General features: G+C 38.6%; 42 protein-coding genes, 3 tRNA genes and 1 pseudogene. 39 read left to right on the plus strand and 7 right to left on the minus strand.

Annotated features, from left to right (window positions below):
• The first annotated feature begins 117 nt into the window (after positions 1-117).
• The 13 genes and pseudogenes from tet(L) to ACHBIE_RS04615 all read left to right on the plus strand — a co-directional run bounded on the left by tet(L) (position 118) and on the right by ACHBIE_RS04615 (position 9,579).
• Positions 118-1,494, plus strand: coding sequence for a tetracycline efflux MFS transporter Tet(L) (tet(L), locus tag ACHBIE_RS04555; protein ID WP_001574277.1), 1,377 nt, complete (start codon positions 118-120; stop codon positions 1,492-1,494).
• Between the two features lie 475 nt (positions 1,495-1,969).
• A pseudogene (locus ACHBIE_RS04560) lies at positions 1,970-3,031 on the plus strand (recombinase family protein); the annotation flags it as partial.
• Positions 3,032-3,064: 33 nt separating this feature from the next.
• Positions 3,065-3,988: an alpha/beta fold hydrolase gene (locus tag ACHBIE_RS04565; protein ID WP_105111008.1), complete on the plus strand. Its 924-nt coding sequence runs from the start codon at positions 3,065-3,067 to the stop codon at positions 3,986-3,988.
• 236 nt (positions 3,989-4,224) lie between these two features.
• Positions 4,225-4,578, plus strand: coding sequence for a prealbumin-like fold domain-containing protein (locus tag ACHBIE_RS04570; RefSeq protein WP_257105039.1), 354 nt, complete (start codon positions 4,225-4,227; stop codon positions 4,576-4,578).
• A 128-nt stretch (positions 4,579-4,706) separates the two neighbouring features.
• Positions 4,707-5,426 carry a CPBP family intramembrane glutamic endopeptidase gene (locus tag ACHBIE_RS04575; protein ID WP_105123376.1) on the plus strand — a complete coding sequence of 240 codons (720 nt, stop codon included), beginning with the start codon at positions 4,707-4,709 and terminating at the stop codon, positions 5,424-5,426.
• A 944-nt stretch (positions 5,427-6,370) separates the two neighbouring features.
• A complete protein-coding gene (locus ACHBIE_RS04580; protein ID WP_105123374.1) occupies positions 6,371-6,781 on the plus strand; it encodes a DUF1801 domain-containing protein in 411 nt (136 codons plus the stop codon).
• A 4-nt stretch (positions 6,782-6,785) separates the two neighbouring features.
• On the plus strand, positions 6,786-7,007 hold the full coding sequence (locus ACHBIE_RS04585) for a hypothetical protein (protein WP_238140783.1): 222 nt from the start codon (positions 6,786-6,788) through the stop codon (positions 7,005-7,007).
• Positions 7,008-7,139: 132 nt separating this feature from the next.
• Complete coding sequence (locus tag ACHBIE_RS04590; RefSeq protein WP_238140782.1) at positions 7,140-7,376, plus strand: YdeI/OmpD-associated family protein; 237 nt, start codon at positions 7,140-7,142, stop codon at positions 7,374-7,376.
• 189 nt (positions 7,377-7,565) lie between these two features.
• Positions 7,566-7,799, plus strand: a complete 234-nt coding sequence (locus ACHBIE_RS04595) for a DUF2969 domain-containing protein (protein ID WP_105111013.1) — start codon at positions 7,566-7,568, stop codon at positions 7,797-7,799.
• Positions 7,800-7,850: 51 nt separating this feature from the next.
• Positions 7,851-7,931: transfer RNA gene (locus tag ACHBIE_RS04600), tRNA-Tyr, on the plus strand.
• A gap of 138 nt (positions 7,932-8,069) precedes the next feature.
• Positions 8,070-8,141: transfer RNA gene (locus ACHBIE_RS04605), tRNA-Gln, on the plus strand.
• Positions 8,142-8,264: 123 nt separating this feature from the next.
• Entirely contained in the window at positions 8,265-9,470 is a 1,206-nt protein-coding gene (rpsA, locus tag ACHBIE_RS04610) for a 30S ribosomal protein S1 (protein ID WP_394732803.1), read from the plus strand.
• 37 nt (positions 9,471-9,507) lie between these two features.
• Positions 9,508-9,579, plus strand: a tRNA-Arg gene (locus ACHBIE_RS04615).
• 37 nt (positions 9,580-9,616) lie between these two features.
• Here the strand turns inward: ACHBIE_RS04615 and ACHBIE_RS04620 are convergent.
• From ACHBIE_RS04620 to ACHBIE_RS04640, 5 genes are all read right to left on the minus strand, one after another.
• On the minus strand, positions 9,617-10,711 hold the full coding sequence (locus ACHBIE_RS04620) for a tyrosine-type recombinase/integrase (protein ID WP_394732804.1): 1,095 nt from the start codon (positions 10,709-10,711) through the stop codon (positions 9,617-9,619).
• A gap of 122 nt (positions 10,712-10,833) precedes the next feature.
• On the minus strand, positions 10,834-11,691 hold the full coding sequence (locus ACHBIE_RS04625) for an Abi family protein (RefSeq protein WP_394732805.1): 858 nt from the start codon (positions 11,689-11,691) through the stop codon (positions 10,834-10,836).
• Between the two features lie 389 nt (positions 11,692-12,080).
• Positions 12,081-12,278, minus strand: coding sequence for a hypothetical protein (locus ACHBIE_RS04630; RefSeq protein ID WP_394732806.1), 198 nt, complete (start codon positions 12,276-12,278; stop codon positions 12,081-12,083).
• Between the two features lie 52 nt (positions 12,279-12,330).
• Positions 12,331-12,714: an ImmA/IrrE family metallo-endopeptidase gene (locus ACHBIE_RS04635; protein ID WP_172073942.1), complete on the minus strand. Its 384-nt coding sequence runs from the start codon at positions 12,712-12,714 to the stop codon at positions 12,331-12,333.
• Positions 12,715-12,720: 6 nt separating this feature from the next.
• Positions 12,721-13,086 (minus strand): helix-turn-helix domain-containing protein, encoded by a 366-nt coding sequence (locus ACHBIE_RS04640; RefSeq protein ID WP_394732807.1) that lies wholly within the window; start codon positions 13,084-13,086, stop codon positions 12,721-12,723.
• 152 nt (positions 13,087-13,238) lie between these two features.
• Between ACHBIE_RS04640 and ACHBIE_RS04645 the strand changes: the two genes are divergently transcribed.
• From ACHBIE_RS04645 to ACHBIE_RS04655, 3 genes are read left to right on the plus strand one after another with little or no spacing between them, the layout of a single operon-like run.
• Complete coding sequence (locus ACHBIE_RS04645; protein WP_248022146.1) at positions 13,239-13,448, plus strand: helix-turn-helix transcriptional regulator; 210 nt, start codon at positions 13,239-13,241, stop codon at positions 13,446-13,448.
• A 50-nt stretch (positions 13,449-13,498) separates the two neighbouring features.
• Positions 13,499-13,714: a hypothetical protein gene (locus ACHBIE_RS04650; protein ID WP_394732808.1), complete on the plus strand. Its 216-nt coding sequence runs from the start codon at positions 13,499-13,501 to the stop codon at positions 13,712-13,714.
• A 13-nt stretch (positions 13,715-13,727) separates the two neighbouring features.
• Positions 13,728-13,973 (plus strand): hypothetical protein, encoded by a 246-nt coding sequence (locus ACHBIE_RS04655; RefSeq protein ID WP_394732809.1) that lies wholly within the window; start codon positions 13,728-13,730, stop codon positions 13,971-13,973.
• Positions 13,974-14,131: 158 nt separating this feature from the next.
• Here ACHBIE_RS04655 and cas2 read toward each other — a convergent pair whose 3' ends face one another.
• Together cas2 and ACHBIE_RS04665 are read right to left on the minus strand one after the other, a co-directional pair.
• A complete protein-coding gene (cas2, locus tag ACHBIE_RS04660; protein WP_044767818.1) occupies positions 14,132-14,401 on the minus strand; it encodes a CRISPR-associated endonuclease Cas2 in 270 nt (89 codons plus the stop codon).
• A 235-nt stretch (positions 14,402-14,636) separates the two neighbouring features.
• On the minus strand, positions 14,637-14,990 hold the full coding sequence (locus ACHBIE_RS04665) for a hypothetical protein (RefSeq protein WP_394732810.1): 354 nt from the start codon (positions 14,988-14,990) through the stop codon (positions 14,637-14,639).
• Between the two features lie 396 nt (positions 14,991-15,386).
• Between ACHBIE_RS04665 and ACHBIE_RS04670 the strand changes: the two genes are divergently transcribed.
• The 23 genes from ACHBIE_RS04670 (at position 15,387) to ACHBIE_RS04780 (ending at position 24,877) form a co-directional block, all read left to right on the plus strand.
• Complete coding sequence (locus ACHBIE_RS04670) at positions 15,387-15,674, plus strand: hypothetical protein (RefSeq protein ID WP_394732811.1); 288 nt, start codon at positions 15,387-15,389, stop codon at positions 15,672-15,674.
• Positions 15,664-15,810 carry a hypothetical protein gene (locus tag ACHBIE_RS04675; RefSeq protein WP_172059042.1) on the plus strand — a complete coding sequence of 49 codons (147 nt, stop codon included), beginning with the start codon at positions 15,664-15,666 and terminating at the stop codon, positions 15,808-15,810. The genes ACHBIE_RS04670 and ACHBIE_RS04675 overlap by 11 nt, the downstream gene beginning before the upstream one ends.
• Positions 15,811-15,963: 153 nt before the next feature.
• Positions 15,964-16,149 carry a hypothetical protein gene (locus ACHBIE_RS04680; RefSeq protein ID WP_394732812.1) on the plus strand — a complete coding sequence of 62 codons (186 nt, stop codon included), beginning with the start codon at positions 15,964-15,966 and terminating at the stop codon, positions 16,147-16,149.
• Entirely contained in the window at positions 16,142-16,354 is a 213-nt protein-coding gene (locus ACHBIE_RS04685; protein WP_394732813.1) for a hypothetical protein, read from the plus strand. Before ACHBIE_RS04680 ends, ACHBIE_RS04685 begins: the two co-directional genes overlap by 8 nt.
• On the plus strand, positions 16,355-17,113 hold the full coding sequence (locus ACHBIE_RS04690) for a DnaD domain protein (RefSeq protein ID WP_394732814.1): 759 nt from the start codon (positions 16,355-16,357) through the stop codon (positions 17,111-17,113).
• Between the two features lie 159 nt (positions 17,114-17,272).
• On the plus strand, positions 17,273-17,953 hold the full coding sequence (locus ACHBIE_RS04695) for an ATP-binding protein (protein ID WP_394732815.1): 681 nt from the start codon (positions 17,273-17,275) through the stop codon (positions 17,951-17,953).
• 8 nt (positions 17,954-17,961) lie between these two features.
• Positions 17,962-18,123: a hypothetical protein gene (locus tag ACHBIE_RS04700; RefSeq protein ID WP_152953790.1), complete on the plus strand. Its 162-nt coding sequence runs from the start codon at positions 17,962-17,964 to the stop codon at positions 18,121-18,123.
• On the plus strand, positions 18,123-18,248 hold the full coding sequence (locus ACHBIE_RS04705) for a hypothetical protein (protein WP_394732816.1): 126 nt from the start codon (positions 18,123-18,125) through the stop codon (positions 18,246-18,248). Before ACHBIE_RS04700 ends, ACHBIE_RS04705 begins: the two co-directional genes overlap by 1 nt.
• 16 nt (positions 18,249-18,264) lie before the next feature.
• Positions 18,265-19,119: a recombinase RecT gene (locus ACHBIE_RS04710; RefSeq protein ID WP_394732817.1), complete on the plus strand. Its 855-nt coding sequence runs from the start codon at positions 18,265-18,267 to the stop codon at positions 19,117-19,119.
• Entirely contained in the window at positions 19,097-19,921 is an 825-nt protein-coding gene (locus ACHBIE_RS04715) for a PD-(D/E)XK nuclease-like domain-containing protein (RefSeq protein ID WP_394732818.1), read from the plus strand. Before ACHBIE_RS04710 ends, ACHBIE_RS04715 begins: the two co-directional genes overlap by 23 nt.
• 245 nt (positions 19,922-20,166) lie before the next feature.
• The gene (locus ACHBIE_RS04720; RefSeq protein ID WP_394732819.1) at positions 20,167-20,346 is read left to right on the plus strand and encodes a hypothetical protein; all 180 of its coding nucleotides are present in this window, start codon (positions 20,167-20,169) and stop codon (positions 20,344-20,346) included.
• Positions 20,336-20,725 (plus strand): hypothetical protein, encoded by a 390-nt coding sequence (locus tag ACHBIE_RS04725; RefSeq protein ID WP_394732820.1) that lies wholly within the window; start codon positions 20,336-20,338, stop codon positions 20,723-20,725. Before ACHBIE_RS04720 ends, ACHBIE_RS04725 begins: the two co-directional genes overlap by 11 nt.
• 19 nt (positions 20,726-20,744) lie before the next feature.
• Positions 20,745-21,041 carry a MazG-like family protein gene (locus ACHBIE_RS04730; RefSeq protein WP_394732821.1) on the plus strand — a complete coding sequence of 99 codons (297 nt, stop codon included), beginning with the start codon at positions 20,745-20,747 and terminating at the stop codon, positions 21,039-21,041.
• Between the two features lie 12 nt (positions 21,042-21,053).
• The gene (locus ACHBIE_RS04735) at positions 21,054-21,299 is read left to right on the plus strand and encodes a DUF3310 domain-containing protein (RefSeq protein ID WP_394732822.1); all 246 of its coding nucleotides are present in this window, start codon (positions 21,054-21,056) and stop codon (positions 21,297-21,299) included.
• Positions 21,281-21,580, plus strand: a complete 300-nt coding sequence (locus ACHBIE_RS04740) for a DUF1372 family protein (protein ID WP_394732823.1) — start codon at positions 21,281-21,283, stop codon at positions 21,578-21,580. Before ACHBIE_RS04735 ends, ACHBIE_RS04740 begins: the two co-directional genes overlap by 19 nt.
• Before the next feature lie 23 nt (positions 21,581-21,603).
• Positions 21,604-22,131, plus strand: a complete 528-nt coding sequence (locus tag ACHBIE_RS04745) for a DUF1642 domain-containing protein (protein WP_394732824.1) — start codon at positions 21,604-21,606, stop codon at positions 22,129-22,131.
• Positions 22,132-22,314, plus strand: a complete 183-nt coding sequence (locus ACHBIE_RS04750; protein ID WP_394732825.1) for a hypothetical protein — start codon at positions 22,132-22,134, stop codon at positions 22,312-22,314.
• Complete coding sequence (locus ACHBIE_RS04755; protein WP_394732826.1) at positions 22,311-22,514, plus strand: DUF1642 domain-containing protein; 204 nt, start codon at positions 22,311-22,313, stop codon at positions 22,512-22,514. The genes ACHBIE_RS04750 and ACHBIE_RS04755 overlap by 4 nt, the downstream gene beginning before the upstream one ends.
• Complete coding sequence (locus ACHBIE_RS04760) at positions 22,514-22,735, plus strand: hypothetical protein (RefSeq protein ID WP_394732827.1); 222 nt, start codon at positions 22,514-22,516, stop codon at positions 22,733-22,735. The genes ACHBIE_RS04755 and ACHBIE_RS04760 overlap by 1 nt, the downstream gene beginning before the upstream one ends.
• A 64-nt stretch (positions 22,736-22,799) precedes the next feature.
• Positions 22,800-22,934 (plus strand): hypothetical protein, encoded by a 135-nt coding sequence (locus tag ACHBIE_RS04765; protein WP_394732828.1) that lies wholly within the window; start codon positions 22,800-22,802, stop codon positions 22,932-22,934.
• Positions 22,931-23,356, plus strand: a complete 426-nt coding sequence (locus ACHBIE_RS04770; protein ID WP_394732829.1) for a helix-turn-helix domain-containing protein — start codon at positions 22,931-22,933, stop codon at positions 23,354-23,356. Before ACHBIE_RS04765 ends, ACHBIE_RS04770 begins: the two co-directional genes overlap by 4 nt.
• 72 nt (positions 23,357-23,428) lie before the next feature.
• Positions 23,429-23,851, plus strand: coding sequence for an ArpU family phage packaging/lysis transcriptional regulator (locus ACHBIE_RS04775; RefSeq protein WP_105106956.1), 423 nt, complete (start codon positions 23,429-23,431; stop codon positions 23,849-23,851).
• A gap of 126 nt (positions 23,852-23,977) precedes the next feature.
• The gene (locus ACHBIE_RS04780; RefSeq protein ID WP_394732830.1) at positions 23,978-24,877 is read left to right on the plus strand and encodes a DNA adenine methylase; all 900 of its coding nucleotides are present in this window, start codon (positions 23,978-23,980) and stop codon (positions 24,875-24,877) included.
• Positions 24,878-24,923: the final 46 nt, after the last annotated feature.

A 24,923-nucleotide genomic window follows, 5' to 3' on the forward strand; every position in this document is an offset into this window, starting at 1 on the left:
TCATTGATATATCCTCGCTGTCATTTTTATTCATTTTACACTAAAATAGACTTATCAGAAAACTTTGCAACAGAACCCTATAAACTACGTCTGCCCTCATTATTGGAGGGGTGAAATGTGAATACATCCTATTCACAATCGAATTTACGACACAACCAAATTTTAATTTGGCTTTGCATTTTATCTTTTTTTAGCGTATTAAATGAAATGGTTTTGAACGTCTCATTACCTGATATTGCAAATGATTTTAATAAACCACCTGCGAGTACAAACTGGGTGAACACAGCCTTTATGTTAACCTTTTCCATTGGAACAGCTGTATATGGAAAGCTATCTGATCAATTAGGCATCAAAAGGTTACTCCTATTTGGAATTATAATAAATTGTTTCGGGTCGGTAATTGGGTTTGTTGGCCATTCTTTCTTTTCCTTACTTATTATGGCTCGTTTTATTCAAGGGGCTGGTGCAGCTGCATTTCCAGCACTCGTAATGGTTGTAGTTGCGCGCTATATTCCAAAGGAAAATAGGGGTAAAGCATTTGGTCTTATTGGATCGATAGTAGCCATGGGAGAAGGAGTCGGTCCAGCGATTGGTGGAATGATAGCCCATTATATTCATTGGTCCTATCTTCTACTCATTCCTATGATAACAATTATCACTGTTCCGTTTCTTATGAAATTATTAAAGAAAGAAGTAAGGATAAAAGGTCATTTTGATATCAAAGGAATTATACTAATGTCTGTAGGCATTGTATTTTTTATGTTGTTTACAACATCATATAGCATTTCTTTTCTTATCGTTAGCGTGCTGTCATTCCTGATATTTGTAAAACATATCAGGAAAGTAACAGATCCTTTTGTTGATCCCGGATTAGGGAAAAATATACCTTTTATGATTGGAGTTCTTTGTGGGGGAATTATATTTGGAACAGTAGCAGGGTTTGTCTCTATGGTTCCTTATATGATGAAAGATGTTCACCAGCTAAGTACTGCCGAAATCGGAAGTGTAATTATTTTCCCTGGAACAATGAGTGTCATTATTTTCGGCTACATTGGTGGGATACTTGTTGATAGAAGAGGTCCTTTATACGTGTTAAACATCGGAGTTACATTTCTTTCTGTTAGCTTTTTAACTGCTTCCTTTCTTTTAGAAACAACATCATGGTTCATGACAATTATAATCGTATTTGTTTTAGGTGGGCTTTCGTTCACCAAAACAGTTATATCAACAATTGTTTCAAGTAGCTTGAAACAGCAGGAAGCTGGTGCTGGAATGAGTTTGCTTAACTTTACCAGCTTTTTATCAGAGGGAACAGGTATTGCAATTGTAGGTGGTTTATTATCCATACCCTTACTTGATCAAAGGTTGTTACCTATGGAAGTTGATCAGTCAACTTATCTGTATAGTAATTTGTTATTACTTTTTTCAGGAATCATTGTCATTAGTTGGCTGGTTACCTTGAATGTATATAAACATTCTCAAAGGGATTTCTAAATCGTTAAGGGATCAACTTTGGGAGAGAGTTCAAAATTGATCCTTTTTTTATAACAGGAATTCAAATCTTTTTGTTCCATTAAAGGGCGCGATTGCTGAATAAAAGATACGAGAGACCTCTCTTGTATCTTTTTTATTTTGAGTGGTTTTGTCCGTTACACTAGAAAACCGAAAGACAATAAAAATTTTATTCTTGCTGAGTCTGGCTTTCGGTAAGCTAGACAAAACGGACAAAATAAAAATTGGCAAGGGTTTAAAGGTGGAGATTTTTTGAGTGATCTTCTCAAAAAATACTACCTGTCCCTTGCTGATTTTTAAACGAGCACGAGAGCAAAACCCCCCTTTGCTGAGGTGGCAGAGGGCAGGTTTTTTTGTTTCTTTTTTCTCGTAAAAAAAAGAAAGGTCTTAAAGGTTTTATGGTTTTGGTCGGCACTGCCGACAGCCTCGCAGAGCACACACTTTATGAATATAAAGTATAGGAATCATAAAGAATGAAAAATATAAAGGCGATATTCTAATGGGCAAAACTTTTACAGTGGATCCAATAAGCAAGAGACGTTTAAGTAATTTTGGTGAAGAAGATAAGTACTACATCAAAGATAATCATGAACCTATAATATCTAAAGAAGACTTTGAGAAAGCTCAGGAGATTAGACTGCGTCGAGCAGGAAATAAGAAGACTGCTGCAAATGTAAATGGTAAGCGTGAACGCTATTCAAAAATGTATGCTTTTAGTAGCATGTTAGAATGTGGTTTTTGTGGTTCAATATTATCTAGAAGAAGTTGGCACTGCCGTTCAGATTATCGTAAGGTTGTGTGGCACTGTGTTACATCGATAAAGAAAGGAAAGAAATTTTGTAAGCATAGTAAAGGATTAGAAGAGCTCGCTATTGAGGGGGCTTTCATGGAAGCTTACAGACAACTTTATCATTCAAATGAAAACTTAATGACAGACTTACTTGAAACGATTGAATCTGAATTGAATGACAATAGCCTTAGCAAGGAATTAAAAAGGATTACAAACAAACTTCGAACATTACTAAAAAAAGAGGAAAATCTTGTAAATCTAAGGCTCGAAGGGAAAATTAGCGATACCATATACAATGAAAAGTACAATGAAATTTCCTCAGAAAAAGAGTTTCTAGCAGAAGAGAAGGTAAATATTGAAACCACCTTAAAATCAGAAATCGATGTAAAGAAAAGACTAACTGAGTTTAAGCACTTGCTATCTTCGCAGAAAATGCTTACGGAGTTTGATCGTGCAGTTTTTGAAAGTATTGTTGAGAAAATTATTGTAGGTGGAGTTAGTAGCGACGGAGAAATTGATCCTGCAATGTTAACCATAATATTCAAAACAGGTGAAACTCAAAACAAGGATGGTAAACAATTTAAAAGTAAACGTAAAAATGCTAAACTAGAAACAGATAAATTGTGTCCTCAAAATAGTGACGAGGATAAAAAATTGTATTCTCAAGGACCAGACTACACATGTGGAGAGTGTAGTATTGATGTCACGAGCGTAAACGAAGTGTATTAATAATTATATTGTAATTAGATAGTAGGTGAAATTATGATTACTAAAAAAATTAAATCTAAGCGAGATGGACTGGAGCTCGAACTTGCTATTATAGAGCCAAGCTCTAATCCTATTGGAATTGTTCAGTTAGTTCATGGAATGTCAGAACATAAAGAAAGATACTACGATTTTATGAATTACTTAGCTCAAAACGGTTATGTCTGTGCGATTCATGACCATAGAGGTCACGGAGCTAGCGTTAAAGACTCATCTCACTTAGGATATTTTTATACAGAGGACAGCTCTGTTATTGTTGACGATGCTTATCAAGTGACAGAATACTTAAAAGAAAGATATCCTTCGTTAAGTATTTCAATATTTAGTCATAGCATGGGCACTCTTGTTTCTAGAAATTATTTAAAGAAATACGATTACGAGCTTGATAAAATAGTTTTATGTGGGCCACCAACTGAGAATAAATTAGCGGGATTTGCAGTATTTTTAGCAAAAATAAGCAGTGTTTTTTATGGCAAATATAAGCCCAATAAATTTTTTAATTCTTTATCAGCCGGTCAATATAGCAAGGGATATGAAAGCCAGCTAGATTGGATTTGTGCTAATCCAGACACAGTCAAGGAATACGATGCAGATCCGCTTTGTGGTTTTATATTTACTACAAATGCATTTATCAATCTTTTTAAATTATTAAAATCAGCGTACAATGGCAAAGACTGGAGACCAAAAAACACTGCTTTACCAATATTTTTAATAGCTGGAGAAGATGATCCTGTTATTCAAGGAAACGAAAAGTTTAAGGGTTTAGAAGGATTCTTAAAAAGTCTTGGATATAAAAACATTAAAAGCAAGCTTTATAAAGGTATGAGACATGAAATACTTAATGAAAGAGATAAAGAAACTATTTATCAGGACGTGCTAGAATTTTTACGCTCTGATACAAATAAAAAAGAAAAGATTTAGAATGTACTGACCCCAAAAAGTTGGACAAATAATTATTGAAAGGATTTAGTTCTGTATTGGACAGGACTAATGTTACTGCTTGCAAAAACTATTTATTATTAATAGAATGGAACAGATTGGATGGTAAAGGTATGATTAGAAAATTTCAAAAAGAAGATATTGAAAAGTAATATGGGATTGGCAAATGCAACATTTGATTTATTCTTGGTAAAAGTCGGCTCTGCTCAGGTAAACCTATAAAAACTGTGACAACAGGGGCTGACGGTAAGGCTATAATTGATGAGCTGGATTATGACAAAGAGTATATATTGGTTGAAACAAAGGCTCCTAACGGATATGTTTTAAATAAGGAACCTGTAAAAGTTAATGTAAAAGATTTGGATGAGGGTGAAGCCGTTATAAAGCTTTCTGTTAAAAATGATAAGGATAACAAAACTAATCCTCCTGCAAATGTTCCTACGGTAGTTAAGAAATATAAAGCTCCGGAAACCGGAGATAGCTCCAACATTAGTTTTTACTTGGTGACAGGCGTTGTTGCTTTGCTTATGTTGCTTGGATTGATTGGTAAGAACCATAGAAAGAATAATTGATTAGTCAGATGAATTAGAATGGCTTACATATAGCTATCTCTATATTGTAGTGGACTTAGAGGCAAAATTAAAGCACTTCAAGCAAATACTTGGAGTACTTTTTGATAGATGAAAGCAGGAGGTTGTATATGAAGAAGAACTATATTTTATTAACAGCGTATATGATTATAATGGGAATAGGACTTTTTATCAGTAATCATTTCTTAAATACTCCATATAATTCAACGGAGTTCAGCAGGAAGTTTTTGCCGTTTATGTTTATATTAGCGATATTGGTTTTGTACTACGGCATAAAAAATAAAAATGAATTAACCTTGCACTCAGAAAGCAAGCCGAGCTATGTATTTTCAGCACTTTTGTTCATCCCTGTAGTAGGGTTTGGACTATATTCAATTGTCAGAGGATTTAGTCCGGATTTAGCATTTGTTATATTGATAATAGATACTGCTTTGATTGGAATAGCTGAAGAAGGCATGTACAGAGGGATATTGCTTGGTGCAATGGCGAAGAAGATGAATCCGGCTCTTGCCATACTGCTATCTTCAGTGCTATTTTGTGCATTACATTTAATAAATGTTATAGGAGGTCTATCAGTCTCCGAGCTAATGGGACAACTTTGCTCAACCTTTGTTATGGGAGTGTTCTTAGGAGCTATGTATTTGGACACACGAAAAATACTGTTCCCTATAATTTTCCATTCTCTTTGGGATTACATATTGCTCAGCGGTAGCCTTGCAGAAGTTCAAATTCTGCCTATAGTATTGATAGGGGTATATGTTTTAGAGGTGGTTATTTCCCTTGTAATAATAATTAAACTTCTAAGGAAAAAAGAAAGTTTTTTCAGCTAGTAAGGGAATACAATTTTATATGCTTCTCCGACATTCAGATTGGTCGAGGTGAACGAAACTTAATAAAACTGAATAAAACTGAATTCAAAGATATAAGGCGATAGAAATGGAGTATCATACCCCAAAATCTATCGTCTTTTCTGGTGTCCGAAGTTAAAATGAGAGGGATGCGAAAGCGGAATGTGATTGTTTTTACCACCAATCCTCCTTATGAGGTAGTCGCTCTGCTGGTGAAAGCCTAGAAACCTTTGAATGAAAGCATATTGAAAAGCCTTGGAGACAAGGCTTTTTAGCTTGGGGTGGGGAAGTATCAGAGTAAGAAAATTTTTAGAGGGAGTAGAAGTGATAGCTAGAAATTATCCAATTCTATTTCCATTTACCCTGTGGGTACGTGTTTATTTCCATTGACAAGGAGTTTTGGGGAATAGAAACGTAACTACCTTTAAATCGTTTAAATGATTACCCCTGAAAGTGGAGAGAAAGGGAAATGAGTAGATGTGAAATGTGATATAATAAAAGAAAAATTATTGTATAGAATGAGAAGAGAGTATGAAATATAATGACTTCATAAAAGAAACTATAATGGATTTCAGTTCTATAGAGTTTAAGAATATCAAAGCTTTACTTATTTGGAGAGTATATTCAATTTTCCTTTTTGGAGGATAATCGGATTGATCAGTATATTTTTTCTGAAAAATTATGTGATTATTTAGAAAAATTGGAATTGAAGACCAAGATACCTTTTCAAAAACACTCTTTAATTCCAAATATTGGATGGAATTTAGTTTTAAAATCAATTGTACTATCAAAAATAAAACAAGATATTAAGGAGAAAATAGATGCAAGATAGTCTACGTACACTTGGATATAAAACTAGGGAAATGTTGTAACTAAATTTTATAATCCTTGGATATTATTAGAGCCACTCATCAGAAAGGAAATCTATGTCAAAATTTTCCCCTACTGGACAGTCGGTCCATGAATTGTTTGCAGAATTGAAAACAGTCCGTAAGCAGGAAGATGCCTACAAATTACTAGAATTGCACCAGCGCATCAGCCAGGAGGAAGCTGTCGTTTGGTATCCCAGCATTATTGGCTTTGGTTGCTACCATTATAAGTATGATAGTGGGACGGAAGGAGATTCACCCATTCTCGCTTTTGCGGCCAGACAGGCCAAGATTAGTCTTTATATTGATCAAAATCTGCCTGGACGCCAGGAGCTATTGGACCGTTTGGGCAAGCATAAGGCAGCAGTTGGTTGTGTCTATGTTAATAAATTGGCAGACATTGATATGGAAGTTCTAGAGGAAATTCTGGTCAAATCTATTGAATACCACCGTCAAAAAGGGGAGTAAAATCATGGATGAAACCTTATTGAAAAAGCTAAAGTTGGATAAGTTCACAGATGTGGCTATGATGAAACCAGCGCAGGAGGAAGAAACTGCTTTTGATGGCTATGGCTTTCCGACAGAAGTAGCGGAGAAACTTGAGCTTGGGCTAGCCTACGTTTATAGCTTAGAGGAGATGAAGAACATAATTTTGCAGGCATCTGCACAACATCTCCTAGTTGAAAATGGTTAGCTTTATCTCTTCTATCCCAAAAATAAAAACAAGCTAGGGCACGCTCCCATTCATCGAGATCACATTTTTCCCTATCTAGAAGTTACTGATGAGGATGGCTATATCAAGGGCACAGCCTACAAGTTCAATCGAATGGTAGCGCTTGATGACAACTACACCATGGTGGCAGTCAAATTCCAACCAGAAACAAAGGTCCAGTCAAGCAGTCGATCGTCAGCCAGAGTAGGCGATTATCTGGATAAGGTCGCAGACATTGAGGGGTTTTTGGAACATCATCCAAAAGAATTGAGCTTTTATCAGAGTTTAACGCCAGGCTATCAACGAGATTGGGCCAGGTATGTTTACTCAGCCAAGACAGAGGCCACGTAGAACAAGCGTCTGGCTGAAATGGTTGATATTTTAGAACAAGGCTACAAGACAAAGCAATTGTATCGAGAAGGTAAAAAATAATTGTTTATCATAGTAAAAAATGTAAATCCGAACAAATAGTAAAATAGGAGCGCTTGCACTTGCATGCTCTTCTATTTTTTTGTAGAATAGTAAAAGTGAGGTTTTAAAATGAGTAAAAAAGATAAAAAAATTGAAATCCAACTAGAAGATAGCAAGGTTGTGGTTAATAAAGAAGAATTTTCAGGCTATCGTTTGGTTATCGGAAAAAAAGTTATCGGTGAGATTGCTGAATTTGAAGAAAAAAATCTTGCAGTGGTAAAAAACGGAGCTGTTGATAGTTTTTATAAATCTTTGGAATCAGCAGTAGCAAATATTATCGAAAATTACAATTTAAGCAATTAGAAGACTTGTAATTATCACTATTCTATGGTAGAATAGTGAATGTTAGTGCGCGGAGAGATAGCGAAGAGGCTAAACGCGGCGGACTGTAAATCCGCTCCTTCGGGTTCGGGGGTTCGAATCCCTCTCTCTCCATATCTAAGATACTAAGGGCGTCAAACGCACAGTAAAAATAGGAAGTTGACAGCAAATCCTGATTTGCTAGGCAACTTATCTTTTTTACACAGCGTTTAGCCCGAGTTCATTTCAGAACGTTATCTTAGTGGTGTATTTTGGGGTATCGCCAAGCGGTAAGGCAAGGGACTTTGACTCCCTCATGCGTTGGTTCGAATCCAGCTACCCCAGTCAAGGTATTAGGTTTATCCTAATTCGTCAAAGATGTCCATATTGTTGTTGTCCTTGCGTGTGCCTTAATAAAATATATTTTATGTTGGGTCGGGAGGCCCGATTGTCGGAGGTTTATTTATAATGAACGAATTTGAAGATTTGTTGAACAGTGTAAGCGAAGTTACACCTGGTGATGTCGTAACTGCAGAAGTATTGACAGTTGATGCTGGTCAAGCGAATGTAGCTATTTCAGGTACTGGTGTAGAAGGCGTATTGACTCTTCGTGAGTTGACAAACGACCGTGATGCTGATATCAACGACCTTGTTAAAGTTGGTGAAACACTTGAATTGCTTGTGCTTCGTCAAGTAGTAGGGAAAGATACTGACACTGTTACATATCTTGTTTCTAAGAAACGTTTGGAAGCACGTAAAGCATGGGACAAGCTTGTTGGTCGTGAAGACGAAGTTGTTACAGTTAAAGTTACTCGTGCCGTTAAAGGCGGTCTTGCAGTTGAATTTGAAGGTCTTCGTGGATTTATCCCAGCTTCAATGATCGATAGCCGTTTCACTCGCAACACTGAGCGCTTTGTAGGTCAAGAATTTGATGCTAAAATCAAAGAAGTTGATCCAGCAGAAAACCGCTTCATCTTGTCACGACGTGACATTGTTGAAGAATCAGCAGCAGCAGCGCGTGCAGAAGTATTTGGTAAGTTGTCAGTAGGTGAAGTTGTAACTGGTAAAGTTGCCCGTATCACTAGCTTCGGTGCTTTCATCGACCTTGGTGGTGTTGATGGTTTGGTTCACTTGACTGAATTGTCACATGAGCGTAACGTATCTCCTAAATCAGCAGTTACTGTTGGTGAAGAAGTTGAAGTTAAAGTTCTTGCTATCGACGAAGTTGAAGGTCGCGTATCATTGTCATTAAAAGCTACACAGCCTGGTCCATGGGACGGCGTTGAGCAAAAATTGGCAGCTGGTGATGTGATTGAAGGTAAAGTGAAACGTTTGACTGACTTCGGTGCTTTCGTTGAAGTATTGCCAGGTATCGATGGTTTGGTACACATTTCACAAATTTCACACAAACGTGTTGAAAATCCAAAAGATGCTTTGTCAGTAGGTCAAGAAGTTACTGTTAAAGTTCTTGAAGTGAATGCAGCTGATGAGCGTGTATCACTTTCTATCAAGGCTTTGGAAGAGCGTCCAGCAGCAGCTGAAGGCGAAGAAAAAGCTGAAAAACGTGCACCACGTCCACGTCGTCAAAAACGCGAAGAAAAACGTGACTTCGAATTGCCAGAAACACAAACTGGTTTCTCAATGGCAGACCTTTTCGGTGACATTGAATTGTAATTCGATTAAAAACTTGCCTTGCGCAAGTTTTTCCTTTCCACCCTTAGTGTAATGGATATCACGTAAGATTCCGGTTCTTGAGATGGGGGTTCGATTCCCTCAGGGTGGATAATATAACGCCGAAAACCCTTATCCTATAAGGGTTTTTAGCTTTGTTGCCCCAAATTCGCCCCAAATTTTTCAAAAAGATTTCTAACTTTATCAAAATTTTGGGTTTGTTTTTCTTCAAAAAGGTGGGCGTATGTTTTTAATGTTTCTGTCGTATCTTTGTGACCAACCAATTTCGATATCGTTACAATATCTAGGTCGTTGTATATTAAAAAGCTAACATAGGTATGCCTAAGTCCGTGAATGGTAAAAGTAGGCCTGGTTTTCTTTTGTAGTGCTTTGTTGGCTGCGGTATTGGAAACTTTGGTGAATATTCGTTTTTCTGGATTATCAACATAGCCAACTTCCATGTATTCATCGTAAGCTTCCAGCCATTCGTGGTCAATCGGTACGTCTCGTTCTGATTGAGGATTCTTAGTGGGTCCCCATCCTTTCTTTCTGCCATGGACTTTATAAGTTTTTCGGATATGTAGGCACATGTTTTGACGGTCTACGATGAATTTAGTTAGCCCGGTCGCTTCTGAAAAGCGTAACCCGGTCTTGCCTATTGTATAAATAAAGAAGTGGCTCTGGTATTTAATGGTCCGCCTACAGTCTAGTAAGAGGCCGCTGTATTCGTTGAGCTCCAAGTATTTCTCGCCTTCATCCTTAGATTCAACGTTTGAAAAAATTTTAGCTAATTGTGTAAAGTCTTTTCTTAACGTTCCTTGATGCAAGGCAATCTTGATTGCTGACCTAATCTGGGAATTAAACAGTTTGACCGTGTATTTGACATATCTATCTGCTAGCTTATTGAGGACTTCCTGGTGCATGGTTGCCGTGATTTTGGATAGCTTAGTATTTTGGTAATACTCTTTGATGATTTTTAGGTTAAATTCATATTTCCGGTAAGTTTCTGGGTCGACGTGTGGTTTCTTATGAACCTTCATCCATTTTTCAAAGTATTCCGCAAGGGTAATATTCTTATCTTCGACAATGCCATTGGACAGCTCAATTTCTGCCTGAGATGCTGCCTGGACTGCTTCGGATTTAGTCCTAAAGCCAGACTTAGATTTTTGCTTATATGAGCCGTCTGGGGCTTTGTAGGAGATACGGTATTCCCATCCGTTATCTCTTTTTCTAAAATATGCCATTGCTTTACCCTTTCTATTTTGATAAAATGGGTATAGTAAAGAGACCTACTGCAAAGCAGGTTTTTACTATACAGAATTACCCTACACTCAAGCTTGCCGGCGGAGAGTGTGGGGATTTTTTGTTAGTTAAGCAAATCAAGCCAATTATCCGGAAAACCTAGGTCAATTGGTTGAATCTTATCGCTATATCTATTCATAGTCTCAACTAATTTAGCTCTATTTGTTTCCCAAGCTGGGGATTCCTCTAAGAGGTTTCTTAGCATCAAAATATGAATAAACAATTTATTTGTATTGTGACGTTTTGTGTGGTGTTTTTCCCAGCGAGGAGTATTGATGAATGAAACTCCATAGAGTCTCATATTATGAGCAATTTTATTTCTTAGTATTCGTAGGTTATCAATCCAGCTATCCAAAGTGCCAGGGGAGAGATTCAGCTCTTTACTGATATTTTTCCTATCTCTGCTAGGGATATTTCTGTAGAGATATTTTAGATTTCCAAGTGTCAGTAAATTCACAGCTACCCAGATTGGAAATTGTCCTCGGTACTTATTGATATGATGCTTAACGAACAAAACTTCGCTATTATTGGCAATGCTTTTTTGGAAGTCGGTCATGAATCGTTGATGATCTTTTGATGATTTCCAATAGTTAACATCTGTATAAATAAGCGGGTCGTCTTTGTGATGAACTGCGATATTGTATGCTATGCGCGTTTTAAGCATTTCCTCTACTTCAGATATGAGGGACATCAAAATCGTTCTCATCTCACTATCGAAGTAATAGCGTGTGATAGCCAATTCTACGGATGTACCAGGGTGATAGTGTCCCGTATCTTTATCTTTAAAAGGAAATAGATAGCCCGTAATTGTATAATAATTGACATTTTGAAGGGTTCTATAAGCTTTCTGATAGTCCGGTATATCTAATCCACGTTTTTTCAATTGACTTAGCTGTTCGTCAATTGTCTTACCTTGCTTCATGGTAGCTCCTTATAAAACAAAAAACGACTTAGCACTGGTACGCTGCAAGGTGCAAGCGTTGCTAAGTCTTAATCATAAGTATATGATAAAGCATTAGCGAATATTTGTCAAACAAAATTGTTTCAAAAATGATACTTTTCTATTTTAGATGGATTCTATTTGTTTCTATTCATCTTCAATGGTCTAAAACTAGAGAGAAACTGATACTATAGTATGATTCTACCTCTCCCTATACACTTCCACGACCTCGCCGATGGTAAGGAACCATTTTCGCGACTTCACGAAAATGGTCTGACACCTTGGTGTCACTGGTTTCCTTCCTCCCTACCTACCTCTCCACTGGTGTGAAGCTGTTAACAAGTTTCATGCCAGTGGAGAGTGTAGTTTTTTTATTTTGTTTTAAAGGTATTTCCACATGACTGACAATGCCAATTATTTTTTCCTTTTTTACCGACTAATCCGAGCAGGATTAAAGGCCAAGCAATCAAAAATCCAATACATCCAACAAGTCCGTTGAAGCTCTTTCTGTCTTGATTCATAAATTGCACTTGATTACTACCGCAACGAGGGCAACGTTTTACTGCCATAAAATTAACTTTCTATCCTGCTTTTGACGTGATTCAGGCGTGCACGTAATTTTTAATTAACTAAGTTATTAAACTCCTCAATCACCATAGTCTCATTGACCGTGGTTTTTAAGTCGTATTTTTCCATAAAGCGAACGTAATTAAATTCTCTGACATCGTCCATCAAGGCCAACTCTTCTTTGACCAGATAATGGATCATATTCCTATCCGCCTGCAATTCATATTGTTCACGTCTTCGGTCATATTGTGCCGGGTCGTGGTCCTCATGGCCCATTTCGTGGTAGATAACTTTCTTATGCTGGATTTCATCCAAATAGGCGTCAACTGCAATCATGTTCGCACGCTTGTTGTATATGCCTTTCTTGTCCGTATCTCTACCGTCAAAATAGACCAAATCAATGCCACGCTCTGCGCAGACTGATTCTGGTGTCATCATAGGCAATTATTCCTTATCTCTGTTCTTCATGCGAGTTTCAAGGATAGAAGCAATGAGGTCGATATCTTCATCATTCAGAGGCATGCCGTCATAAGACATGGACTCTGCTGCCATTTCCTTGAAATCGATTGTGGGAGTGGGGTGATTTTCGGGGGAGTTTCTAGGTTCAACGAGGTCTGACTTTGAAACTCCGAAATAATTCGCTAAAAGCTCGATTTTATCAATTCTTGGATAACTTTTAGCATTTATCCAATCAGAGACTGTCATATATTTCAAATCCAAATCAGCACACAACTGATTGCGGTCAACACCCTTTCTATCCATGAAATATTTTATATTTTCAGCCATTATTTCTTTGTTTCCTAAAGCCATGGTTTTCTCCTCCTTTTATAGTATATTTTACGCTTAATCCGTAAAAAAATCAAGAAAAAGCAAAAAAAACACGAAAAAAACAAAAAAAGTTGTTGACAACACGGAAAAACCGTGATAACATATAGTCAGAAATACGAAAGGAGGTGTTGCCATTGAAACAACAATGGACCTTAAAAATGCTACGAGCAAGAAAAGACCTCACTCAGAAAGAAGCTGGGGAACTTGTCGGTGTAACAGGAGATACTTGGGCTAATTGGGAAAATCACAAAACATTCCCTGATGTCCAAAAAATTGTTGAAATTGAAAAAGCATTCGATGTCTCTTATGATGACATTAAATTTTTGCCAGAAATCACGGTTTAAGCGTGAATCTCTGAAACTACCCAACTAACAAACTAGAAAGGAAGACAATGATGTCAGGAATTGAACTCATAAGAAAACGCAATAAAACAACAAATTCTCTGAAAGAGAAAGGTTTTCTAACAGTCTACGACTGCAACGAAAAAAGAACGCTCATCTTAAAAGAAGTGATGCGGTTTCCAAGGGTTACCCCACGTTGTGGTTATGCAAACAGCCATACAGTAGTTGGCTACTTGGACAAACAAGGTAATGCGGCGTTTACTGCGTAGAAAGGAGAAGAGGATGGATATTACAAAAGATGGATTAAAAAATTCAGTACCTGTTCAAAAGTTGGTAACAGCAAAAATCTCATTAAGTAATGGGAAAACTATCGAGGTAACAAACCCTGTTAGTGAAATCATTGAGTTGTTCCAATATGTCGAAAATCCAAAAAATAGATTTTTAAATATCGGCGGTGTGATGGTGAACGTCAGCCAAATTGTACATATGCAATGGATTGAGAAATCTCCGATTGCTGGAAATTTATAGCAACCAAACTAGAAAGGAGAAAACCATGAGACCAAAACGGTATCCGTATCAAGGAAAGAAAAAAGGACCTATCGCGGTAACGATAGACCCTAAAGGATCTGCATATCTGATGAAGAATGACGAAATTCTATCAGAAAGGCTACATTACGGTTTTCCTGCTAAAAAATGTGATTAGAAAGGAACTCCCAGTTGTCTTTATGAGACCATCCATAGTAATTATCTGTCAATTCCGCTATGAAAATATCGTCGTTCTTATCGATGGCCTTTGCGAGAATTTCATATATTTGGACGGGTTCCTTAGATGTCTTGATAATCCACACAGATTTTTGAAGCTTACAATATGCGCCTAACGATTCAATCGCCTTATATAAATCTTCATATCTTTGATTCGGGATGTTTAAGTCATAACAAATAATATATGGTTTCATAACTTCACCTCCTTCCCTTGTTGATATACCAATTATAGCACAGAGAGGAGCAACCAAACTAGAAAGGAGAAGGGGATGGACCTTCAAATCTTAATAACGTTGTTACTTTCTACCATTTTTTCATTGATTTCTTTCATTGTGGTTACAACAGCCGTTGACAGGAAATCTAAGAAAATGCGTGACGAGATGTACAAAAGCGTTTGGGATGAGCATAAAAAAAGAAGTGGAAAGTAGCCTACTTCTTGGGATGTTTTCTATTTTGAGTACGTTGATTCCGAACTTCTTCATTGATTACTTCTTGTAAGGCTGGAGCTGCAGCGGTCATCATCATACCAAAGACTTCTTTGGTCATGTCAAGCTCAGATTGTTTCTGGATGTTTTCGAGTTCAAGTCGATGCGCTTCTTTCATTTTTTCAAGCTCGTTGATGTGGTTCTTTTCAAGAGTTTCCATATCGTGCTTGAATTGTTCTCTGAGAGCCTTAATGTCAGAACGGTTTTTCATCCAAGAAGCTCCAAAGCTAAGTAAACCCGTGATAGCAGCAGGAATTGTCGCAGTGCCGAACGTTAACCAAAATTGAAAATTTTCCATGAGAGTTTACTCCAATCGTTTTATTTTAATTATATCAAATTTACTACACAAAAAACCACTGCGAGAACAGTGGCTTACCAAAATATTCACTTAAATTATATCAAAGAAAGCGAGGTTTGACAAGATGGACGACATTGCTGAAAGCCTCATATCACGCTTTATCAGTCAGCTTAAAGTTAGATTGGTAGAAGTGTTTGAGGTATTTAACATAGAACTAGCGATGCCCTTGCTACTCAATAGCAAGCAGTGTAAGAAGTTGCTAGGTATTGCAAATGAGACGGAATTTCAGAGGGTGTCACACCTAAAGGATTTTCCAAGGATTGAAAAGAAAGGGTCGCACCCTCGATTTCCACGAGATGCGGTGGTTGAGTGGATGCGTGTAAATTGGAGATTATTATGACAGAAACTATATTTGACGCTATTGCAAGTGTATCAGTGTTTGTACTGCCGATTTTGGTAGCAGGCATTTTGGAACAGCGGGAACTGGAAAAGCAACGTAAGGAACGTGAAGCTAAATTACTTAGGGAACAACTGACTGACTTGGCTTGTGAACGTGCAGTTGAAGCTGATAGACAAGCCTGGAAAAGCAGAGTTAAACAGTCACTGGAGAACTGGGAGCCAATCAAGTTTGCAGATGATGTGCCAGCTCGCACGGCTAGAAAGTGGGGCAGACATGCAAATTAACGAGGGTATCGGAAGAGAAAATCTTATCGACCAGATTGTTTATTTCACGGGTAAGGCAAGAGAAGAGTACAGTGAATTGTCACCGTTTGAGCTAGCCGTGGAATTGAAAATCGCTAAGTTACAAGTTGGAATGTGAGGCAGGAAGATGAATATGAGTAAAAACGACATAAAGTGTCTGAATGCTATCAAGCCTTACACCTTAGAAAATTTACTGAGCTTAGATAGCTTGGTGTTTAAGTTAGGGCGCAAGAGAAGAGGTGTTCAAACAACACTCTCTAGACTTAAATGTATGGGGCATCCAGTGGGTTGTGTGAAGAGAGACAATTGGCACGGTATCTACATGGCACGGACGCCACAAGAGTTGGAAATTGGGATGAGCGCAGATATCAAACAAGCAGAATCAACACTTGAAAGTGTACGAATTCGGCGTAACACAGACTTGGATGAGTATTGGAAGGAGGCAGCGAATGGATAAGCCGCAACAAGTTTATAACAAGAAAAATCCTATGGTGAGGATACCACGGGAATCATATGACAAATTGGTTGAGTTTTGCAATGAAAACGACCTTGTCATTAGTGCTACAATCGGACGTTTCCTTGAATATTGTCTAGAAAATGTAGAGTTTAAGGAAGTTCAGACACCTGTCGAGAAACTATTTATTGGGGATTGTGAGGTATAGATGGCTCAGAGAAGGATGTTTAGTAAAGAAATCACGACTAGCGACTTATTTGTTGATATGCCACAATCAACTCAATTACTGTACTTTCATCTTGGTATGGAGGCAGATGATGAAGGTTTTATTGGAAATGCACGGATGCTGAGCAGGGCCTATGGGGCAAATTCTGACGACTTGAAATTGTTGCAAGCAAAAGGATTTATTATCATCTTTGAAAGTGGGGTGACCGTTGTCAAAGATTGGAATTTGAACAATCAAATCCGAAAAGACAGACTGAAACCAACAATTTATCAAGCTGAAAAGAGTCTCTTAACCCTTGATAATACTGGGGTTTACCAACTTGACAACCAAATGACAACCAAACCGCAACCAAATGACAACCAAATGACAACCAAATGTCCGCATAGGATAGGTAAGGATAGTATAGATAAGGATAGTATAGGTGAGCAGCAGCTAGGGGCTGGTGCAGGAAAAAATATTATCTTTGAAAAGCTAAAAGATGCTTTTGGAGAAATGTCTATTAACGGGACGATAGTTGGGGAAGTAGAAGATTTGCTATCAAAACATGGTCAAGAGTTGCTGATACATGCTTTAGACGAAACGATTCTAAATAGTGGCAGGTCTATTAGATACACTCGCTCCATTTTGGAACGGTGGCATGGTCAAGGGCTTAAAACTGTTGAACAAGTAAAACAATCAAATACTGGTAAGCAAAAATCAAACGATTGGATGCCAGATCCAAACTATCCACCACCATACTAGAAAGAGGTGTAAATGAAGATTGGAGAAGTTCACGATGTGATAGATGAGATGTGCATGAAACACCAGGTCTACCTATGGCGAACAAAGCATAAGGTCATGGTTAAGAACGAGACGGTGCCACGGCATATCACTTGTTGCCCTGAATGCACTAGGGAAAAGATGAACGAGCAACAGTTGAGAGAGGTGGGACAAGCCTTGGAAGCTGAGACGTGGGCTAGCTCGTACGACATATTCGCTAAGAAGAGCATGATACCAAAAGAGCTGAAAGACGCATCTTACAAAACCTACACGATTACCAATAGAATCGAGGGAGAAGCGAAACAGTTTGCTTTAAGGCTGAATGAGTTTTACTTTAAGCACCAAGGCAAAGGGAACGCTATTATCCAAGGCAAGCCCGGTATCGGCAAGAGCCATCTGTCTATCAGTATCGCTAGGAAGCTGAATATGGATTGGCGGTCAATCTCTGAACCGAAGAGCGTGTTGTTCATCTCAGTGCCAAAAATGTTTCAACGTATCCAAGAAGGGTTTGGATATAAAGACGGGACCAGTGCCCAGCAGATGATTGACATGCTCACAAAAGCCGACTATCTCTTTCTGGATGACCTAGGCAAGGAATCGACATTTGGCAGACAAGCCAAAGAAGCGAACGACTGGAAGCAGAATATCCTCTATCAGATTTTGGATGAACGTGACACAACCATCATCAATACCAACCTGACAGGAGAACAGATGCAGAAAGTGTATGACCGCTCACTTGTCAGCCGAATCATGAAAGGTGCGATGAACAACGTCTTTAAATACCCGGATAATGCACAGAGTAGACGAGAATTACCGTTTTAGGAGGGATAATGCAAGAGAAATTAAAAATGATTGCTGACCACGAAGAAAAGTACGGTCAGATAGGCGATGAAGTCAGAGGACTGCTGTTACAACAGAAGCACCACATTATCCGGAAAAAACTAGATGAGTGGGCTGGTTGGTCTGAGATTGGTGGAAAGGTGGAGTTTTGATGTTTGATTATGATACATGGCTAAGCACACCGCCAGAACCACCAGTTGACATCTGGGAGGTAGACGAAGACGAGGATAGCGCCTATGACGAATGGATAGATAATTTGTTGATGGGCTATGAGTAGTGAAAGGAGAAAAACAATGACAACAAATCAATTAATGACACAGCATAGCAATTTCTTTAAATCTGAAGCAGTGCAACACAGGCTTCAGGAAGTAGTAGGTAAACGGTCAAACCAATTTGCAACTACCATGTTATCCATTCTGCGTGAGAATGACATGTTGGCTAAAGCAGATAGCAGCTCCGTAATGACTGCTGCACTCAAGGCAGTTTCTTTGAACTTACCCATTGAACCAAGTCTTGGTTTTGCCTATGTAGTACCTTTTAACAATCGCAAGAAACGAATTGTCGAAGCACAATTCCAATTGGGTTACAAAGGTTTAATCCAACTAGCTATGAGAAGTGGTCAAATAACAAAACTGAATGCAGGTCCTATTTACGAAGGGCAATTTAAGTCATTTGATGAAATTACTGAAGAACTTGACTACATCAAAGGTTACAAAAAGTCCGAAAAGGAAGGAGTAGCTGGATACTTTGCCTATTTCAGATTGTCTAACGGATTTGAAAAGCGGATTTTCTGGACGCTAGCCCAAGTGAAAGAACACGCTACAAGGTATAGTCAATCATATAAATTAGGTTACGGACCTTGGGTAGACAATTTTGATGCAATGGCAAGTAAAACTGTTCTCAAGAGCATTCTATCGACCTATGCGCCGTTATCTACAGAAATGCAAGAAGCGATGTCTGCCGATAACGATGATTTGAATTATAGTTCTAGCGAAATCAAAGATGCTGAACCGGTCAATACAGACCAGCAACTGCTTGATGATTTGATGAATGTAGACACTGAAACAGGTGAAATCTTGGATGAACCAAGCGAGCTGAAAAAGAATGGGGAGCTGGATTTGAAGTATGAAGACCCTAACGCAAGATAATTACTATGATGACAAAGACTACATGTCAGTATCACGCTTTAAACAGTATCTTGAGTGCGAGGCGAAAGCCTTGGCACTCGATTCTGGCAAGTGGATTGACGAACGAGACCAGAAGCCGTTGATTTTTGGAAACTACGTCCATAGCTATTTTGAGAGCGCAGAAGCTCATCAGAAATTTTTGGAAGAGCATAAGTCGGATTTGTTTTCTAGTCGCAAACCCCATGGCTTGTTGTCTGATTACAAATTGGCAGATAAGGTAATTGCGACTCTGGAAACCGATGAACTCTTTAATAACCTCTACCACGGTCGAAAGGATGACCAAGTAGAAAAAGAGATGATTGTAACAGGGACTATTGCAGGCGTGCCGTTTAAGGGCAAAATAGACTCTATCAATCACACTAGAAATTACATAGTGGATTTAAAAACGATGAAGACCATTTACGGTGAAGAATGGTGTCAGGAATTAAAAAGGAAAGTCCCAGGAGCAATTGCAAACATCGTCAATTTCCGCTACCATGTCCAAGCAGCGGTCTACCAAGAACTACTGAAGCAAATGACAGGACGTTCATATAGGCCTCTAATCGTGGCTGTAAGCAAGGAAAATGAACCAGACAAGGAAATATTAAGCCTTGACGAAGAAACGCTCTCAGAGGGCTTAGAATACGTTTCTGAGCGTGCTAGTCATGTATGGGATGTGGCAACTGGAAAAGTCGGACCGATTAAGTGTGGTAATTGCAATTATTGCCGAAGCAAGAAAAAGCTGAATCGCATTGTGTCGATTCGTGAATTGTTGGAGATGTAAGGAGAGATTAACATGATTGATTTTATCAAAGAAGCAGGAATGGTATTACTATGGTTCATGCTAGGCTATCTAGTTGGCGAGCGTAGCAACCGTAAAGACAAGAAATAAATTAACAAGCCGGGCATCCTTGTAAAACTGCGCCCTAGAGCGTGTCAATTGTAAACAATCGGTTGACAGTTAGACGATAGCGACTGCCCGTATTTAGCCAAACTCACACAATGGCAGTCGCTGGATTTTAGTGAAGTATGTCTAATCCAGAAAAAGAGTACGCCCTCTACAAAGGCGATAAGCTACTGGCAATCGGTACAGCTATGGGGCTAGCCGATAGGTTTGGTGTGAAAGTGTCAACGATACATTTTTACAAGTCACCGGCTTACATTAAGAGAACGAGTGAGAAGAAAGCGAGGCGATTAGTTGAGATTTGAATTTATTTTGTCTAACACTAAGCGCAAAAAAGAGATGCTAAATGCTAATGACAGACCTCATTGGGCACAGAAGGCTAAAATTACCGCCTATCTTCGCCATATAGCGTTTTTAAAAGCCTCCGAGGGTAAATATACCACCCACACAAAAAAACATCCCTGCGGGCTTCTGGTGACGATTTACGCACCGACTAAAAGACGGATGGACCCACCAAATTTTTATCCAACTGTGAAAGCCTTGATTGACGGTATGACAGATGCTGGTATCTGGACAGATGATAACCATGAGGTGATTAAGTTTATGACGTTTGAGTATGGTGGCCTGAGTGGACTAAAAGATAAATACAGAATTGAAATTGAGGTAAAAGAAGTACATGAGTAATTTTGAAGAACTAAAAAACATGGTTGTCTGTTGGGCGTTTGAGAGAGGTTTGCACCAGGCAGACCCTAAAATCCAGTGGATGCGAGTGACCGAGGAAGTCGGTGAAATCCGAGATGTGTTATTAAAACCAACCAAGTTCGAGGACCCGGAACAAGCGCTGAAAGATGCCTTGGGTGACTCCTTGGTCACGCTGATCATATTGGCTACACAGCTTAATTTAGATTTGGTGGAGTGCCTAGAAGTTGCTTACGAAGAAATCAAAGACCGTAACGGAAAGATGGTCAACGGTACATACGTGAAGTCGGAGGATTTGTGACGGAGGAAGTAAATGAAACCCTTTGATAATGTGACGAAACCAAAACATTACCAAGGTAAATATGGTCTAGAAGTAATTGATGTCGTCAGAAATTTTATCGGCAATTTGCATGGTATGCAAGCTGCGTACTTCTTTAATACAGTGAAATACATCTTGCGATTCCAATGGAAAAATGGTGTCGAGGACCTGAAGAAAGCTCAGCAGAATTTAGGTTGGCTTATTGAGGATTTGGAGGAGAAATGCGAAAAGAAGGATTAATAATAATAGCACTAAGCTTTGCGTTGATTGTATCATTGATTGAAGTACATAGTATGCGAAGCAAGATTGACACCCTGGAATCCCGTGAACCAGTCATCATCTACCAAGTAGACAACGCTGGCACGGAGATGTTCGGCAAGGTCACGGCTAAGGATGTGGTTGACGGCCGATACTATGTCGAGGTCAAGCCATATGGGAAGTTCCTCGTGACCAGGGAGCAGTACGACAGTATTAATATCGGCGATGATATGCCTGAGTGGTTGAAAGGGCGGAAACAATGAATAAACAGGAAGCGATTAGGAGTATGCAACGCGAACAATTCCAAGTTCCTTATGGTCCAGGAATATTTGTTCATGCGGTTTTTGCGGACAAAGCAATCGAACTAATCAACCAAATCCACGAACCGCAGAAGGTTGTGGTGCCGAAGTTTGTGGCGGAGTGGTATGAAAGAAATAAAGATGACCTCAATACCGCAATATATAGCACAATCACCAGAACATATAGAAAAGTCAATGGGGAAAACGATGATTTGCTGGATACGTTCGAAAGCTGGCTTGTTTACCAAGAAAATTCAATTTTGATACTCGTTCAGATGCAGTTATTCGGCTTCGAGATTGAGCAGGAGAAACTGTACGAAGTCACCGTTCCTGGTACCAGCAATTACAAAAATCAAAGGCAACATCTGGTAAAACAAGGAAAACATTGGTTCTTTTGCGGAAACGATGTCAATAGATTTAAATATCGTTTTACCAAAGGTCAAATTGAAGCAGCAGGCTTTGGTTGGGTGTTTGATTGCAAAGGCGTGAAGGTTGAGGAAGTGGAGGAGAATTAAATGCCAGAATTTTATACTACAGAAGACTTTACAAAACCTATTGAGTGCTTAACAATGGCGCTAGAGTCCATACAATGTCTTTACGATGAGAAACGCATAGAAGACATAGAAAACGCTGAACAACTTATCGATTCGTACAAATACGCTATTGAATTGTTGGAGAAAGCAGAGGTGGAACTATGAAAAAGTATCATGTTATTTTCCCGAATCCAAACGGAGAAGGGAATAGAATTTATGGACTAGTAAGAACAGAGACTATGGGTCTTAGAATGACCCGAATGGGCAGAAAAGCATACTTTTTTTCGGATTTAACAAAACTAACCGAAGCCGAAATCAAACAGGATTTTGATTGGGCGTGGCAGTTTAGGGAAGAGGTGGAGTGATGAAAGGAAAAATTACTGTAAGCTACCATTCTGAGGTCTGTAGAGTAAGGATTAACAAAGAATGGAGACAGGCTGAATTTCTTGGTATATTTCAATATACTGGCACAGATTTGCTCGGTCAACCATATGCAAGACCGGTTGCTGCAGTTAAAATCAACGGCAGGCTAGACTATGTTTCGCTTAGTGAGATAAAGTTTGATGTGGAGGCAGAAAATGACTAACGAAAAACTAGGCGTGCTACTGGTCGATGTGCCAGAGCCGAGGTATTGTAATTATATATTCGTTATGCGTACTAGAGGTGGATTCTTTGATACATGGGGCGGTGCTGTTGACCTGGTAACTGAACATGCTTACCGCTGCACCCAAGAAGAAGCAGAAAAGTACCCACAATTCCGTTGGGTAGCGTTGGAGGACTTATGATTAAACGGCATAGTTTTAATAAATACGCACCGAAGCATGAGCCAGAACCGTATGCAGAAGGTACACTGAAAGACCTGCGATTGAAACTCAGACTGACACAGAAAGAGCTTAGCGCAATAATTGGGTATTCGGTGACATCAATAAGTATATGGGAGAATTCTAACTCTGCACCGACCGAAGTTATACATAAATTGCAGAAGTTATACGAAGACGCCAAGAACCAAATCAAAGGCGATGGCATAGACATTATCGAAAAACTCAAATTGAAATATGTAGCAGAAATCAATCATACGTACTACGAATTGAAAGACCGATATAAACCAAAATCACAAAAGCGCAGACCGACTTTCTGTCAGTTAGACCCGCTGGACAAAGCTTCGTGGAAGGCGGAGATTGAAAGTCCGGTCATTGTGTGGAAATAAAAAAGCCAGCACTACACGTACTGACTGTGAGTAAAAACCTAAAACTATTATATCACAGAAAGGTAAGTGCAGATGACTTTTTTTCCTGAAATAGACGAAAAACAAACAATCAGAAACGCTAAACGAAAATTGAAAGAATACCCACGTTGGCGGCGCATTGCCAATGATGTTGGCGAACAGAAAGTGACTGCAGTGTACACTTTCGAACCAAGACAAGCTCACGGGAATCCAAGCAGACCAGTTGAACGATTAGCAATTAATAAGACTGATGCTGAAGCTGAACTCGAAGCAATCGAATATGCTGTCACTCATTTACTAGATCCGATGCACCGGCGAATGTTACACGATAAATATATGGTTAATTGCCCAAAAACGCATTTTGAGATTAGAGAGGAAATTGGATACGAGAAAAGCCAATACTATGATATGATTTCTGATGCTCTGTTAGCATTCGCTGAATTGTATCGTGGGAGTTGTTTGGTAGCGGAAAAATAGCGGAAAAACCGCGGAAAAAAGCTCCGATAAATGTGATATTATAGTATTATCAGATTGGGTTGCAAAGACCCGAAACTTAGTAACCTTAAAAGTAGACTGCGGTCTGCTTTTTTGTTTGGAGAAAACATGTTAATACTAGACGAAAAGAAAATCCGCAAAGGAAAACCAATAGGATTGCCTTATCAAGGGTCAAAGAAGAAAATCTCGAAGAAAATCATCGAGATCATCAAACAGAATTTCGGAACAGATAAAATAATATATGATATTTTTGGTGGCGGTGGAGCTATTACAGCAGAGTTCTTGTTAAATGGTTTAAGTGTCTATTATAACGATTTAGATAAAGATGCGACAGATATGTTTTTGAAAGTAATCAGTGAGGATAAGGAATATCTAAAAACATTACTGGTCAGCCGTGAAGAATTTTTTAGAATTCGCGACAAAGACGATAAAACAGTTGACGATAATCTAAAATTACTTATCAATTCTTTCGGCAATAACAACAAAGATTATCTGTATGGAAAAGAACACGCTGATATTAAATATCGATTAGCGCTTGAAATAATAAAAAGACACGATGTTTTTTCTGGGTACAAGCAAACGCAAACGTGGAAGAACCAGTTTCGTGTGCTAGAACAACTACAACGGCTACAACAGCTAGAACGGCTACAACAACTAGAACGGCTACAACAACTAGAACGGCTACAACAACTAGAACGGCTACAACAACTAGAACGGCTACATATCACAAATTTAGATTACAAATCGTTTTCTGATGTTAAAGATGCTGTTTTTTATCTTGATCCACCATACGAAAATACGAAACAATGCTACAAAGGCGATACATTTGACAGTCAATCGTTTTATGATTGGGCTTATGAAATGAGCAAAAAGAATATCGTATTGATTTCAAGTTATGAAATATCAGATGATAGATTCAAGTGTGTCTATGAGTTTAAAACAGCTAAGTCAACTTTACAAAGCGGTGGTGCAGGTAAAAGGTACGAGAAGTTATTTATGGTGAAATAGTCACACAACGAAGTGTGGTTTTTTATTTTATTGAGGAACGGAGGTG

This window comes from Streptococcus sp. A23, assembly GCF_043674155.1.
Lineage (GTDB): Bacteria > Bacillota > Bacilli > Lactobacillales > Streptococcaceae > Streptococcus > Streptococcus suis_V.